3 protein-coding genes are annotated in these 1659 nt (G+C 36.4%); all 3 read right to left on the bottom strand.

Annotated elements, in window-relative coordinates; genetic code table 11:
- Positions 1 to 40: 40 nt before the first annotated feature.
- On the bottom strand, positions 41 to 358 hold the full coding sequence (locus F3G86_RS10110; RefSeq protein WP_149723775.1) for a hypothetical protein: 318 nt from the start codon (positions 356 to 358) through the stop codon (positions 41 to 43).
- Between the two features lie 28 nt (positions 359 to 386).
- Entirely contained in the window at positions 387 to 716 is a 330-nt protein-coding gene (locus tag F3G86_RS10105; RefSeq protein ID WP_103613874.1) for a hypothetical protein, read from the bottom strand.
- The coding region (locus F3G86_RS10100) for a hypothetical protein (protein ID WP_188116466.1) at positions 713 to 1659 on the bottom strand (947 nt) is incomplete at its 5' end. The genes F3G86_RS10105 and F3G86_RS10100, both read right to left, overlap by 4 nt.

The raw sequence follows: 1659 nt of genomic DNA, 5'->3' as shown, positions 1-1659 counted from the left end.
ATTGCAAATAAAATAATTTTTTTAAATTTCATTTGATTTCCTAAAAAGACAAACTCCATGCCTGCCTATCTTTGCAAAATTCTTTTCCAGACAATATAGTCCAGCCCAAAACCCTCTCTGGTTTATCGTCTTTATTTGATAAAAAGCCAACAACACAGCCTTCTTTATTCCATTCAACTATATAAATATATCTATCCTTACTATAAATTTGTTTATTCTTATGTGAAAGTATCGGACTTGGAGGTCTTAAATTTGCCTCCATATTTTTCACAAACACCTCATAGCTTGGCTCACCTATATAGCAGCCACCAAATCCGATTATAGTGACTGCAAATAATATAAAATTTCTAAATTTCATATATTTTTCCATAAGTCGTTAGTCTTATCTACATCCACATCCCTACTCCTGGTGTTTCTTTGCAATACTCTTTTCCAGACAATATAACCCAGCCTACAACCTTCTCAATCTTGTCATTTCTATTTGTGAGATAACCATAAACACATCTTGGATCTTCGCCATTAAATTTATAGATATATCTATTGTCATCGTATATTTCCCTACGCTCACTGTGATATTTTGGGATATTTTGGTTATTCCACTCATAAAGCTCGCCATCTCTTTTGTATTTAAAAATCTCGTAAGTTGCGGTTTTAAAGTAACAACCACTGCATCCAACCAGAGTGATTATAAATAATATAAAATTTCTAAATTTCATCTGTTCTCTTTCGCTTTGTTTAAAACTTCTCTTCTGGCATCTTTGCTTACTTTTTTTACATCTTTATAAATTTGTATATCTGACAAATGTCCTTGGATAAATGGTGCTGCTGCAAATGGTGCGGCAGGAACTAAAAGCAAACCACTTGCTATATTTACCAAGCTTCCATTATCTTTTAGATATGTAACTCCATTTATATTTTCATAGTTCCAGCTAGACATAAAGTCATGTGGTCCTGCAAAGTGTTCTATAGCATGGTCTGCCAAAGAACCTTTAGCGTAAGGGAAACCAAACAGCATTCCTTCTTTTGTTTGACTTCCGCCAGTTGGCGCAACTATATCCCTAGGATAAAGATCGCCATTATTTTTAAATACTTTTTCAAAGTGACTACCGCCTATCTTAGCTCCATCACCCCTTAGGCCTTCACTTAATTTTCCATCTCCTACATAATTATAATTTTCCTTCACATGTTTTCTCATCTGAAGCGAAGCATCGCTCATAATAGATAGCGCAACACCCGTTAAAAAGCCCTTTTTAAACTCTCCTCCATTTATCTCAGAGCTTATGCCCTGAAGCGTTCCGTTTATAGTAGCATTTTTTACATAATCTGAAAAATCCATATTCTGTGTTAGGGCATTTGTTCCCAAGGCGGCACCAGCATAAGATAGCACCCCTGCACTAATGGCTGATTTAGCTAGGGATGATGCGTCAAATTTTACCTTACCATGAGATAAGAGGTTGTTTGTTAGTTGGACTGTTGAGTTTGCTATGACAGCTGTTGTCATAGCTGATATTGCTAGACCTGTAGTTGAACTAGCTGCTGCTCCAAGTGCTCCAGCTACAGCGGTTCCAGCTCCTGCTGTTAGGAATGTAACGATGGCTGTTATTATTAGAGCTCCCATACCACTAAGAGTAGTTGTCTTATCTTCCCACTCTTTAGAGT

The sequence above is a fragment of the Campylobacter concisus genome (assembly GCF_902460595.1).
Lineage (GTDB): Bacteria > Campylobacterota > Campylobacteria > Campylobacterales > Campylobacteraceae > Campylobacter_A > Campylobacter_A concisus_BL.
The sequence above is the reverse complement of the archived record's forward strand: the minus strand, read 5'-3'. Positions and strand labels throughout refer to the sequence as shown.

Coding starts and splice junctions, on each gene's coding strand:
- F3G86_RS10110 (WP_149723775.1), bottom strand. CDS start 358: ATGAAATTTAGAAATTTTATATTATTTGCAGTCACTATAATCGGATTT.
- F3G86_RS10105 (WP_103613874.1), bottom strand. CDS start 716: ATGAAATTTAGAAATTTTATATTATTTATAATCACTCTGGTTGGATGC.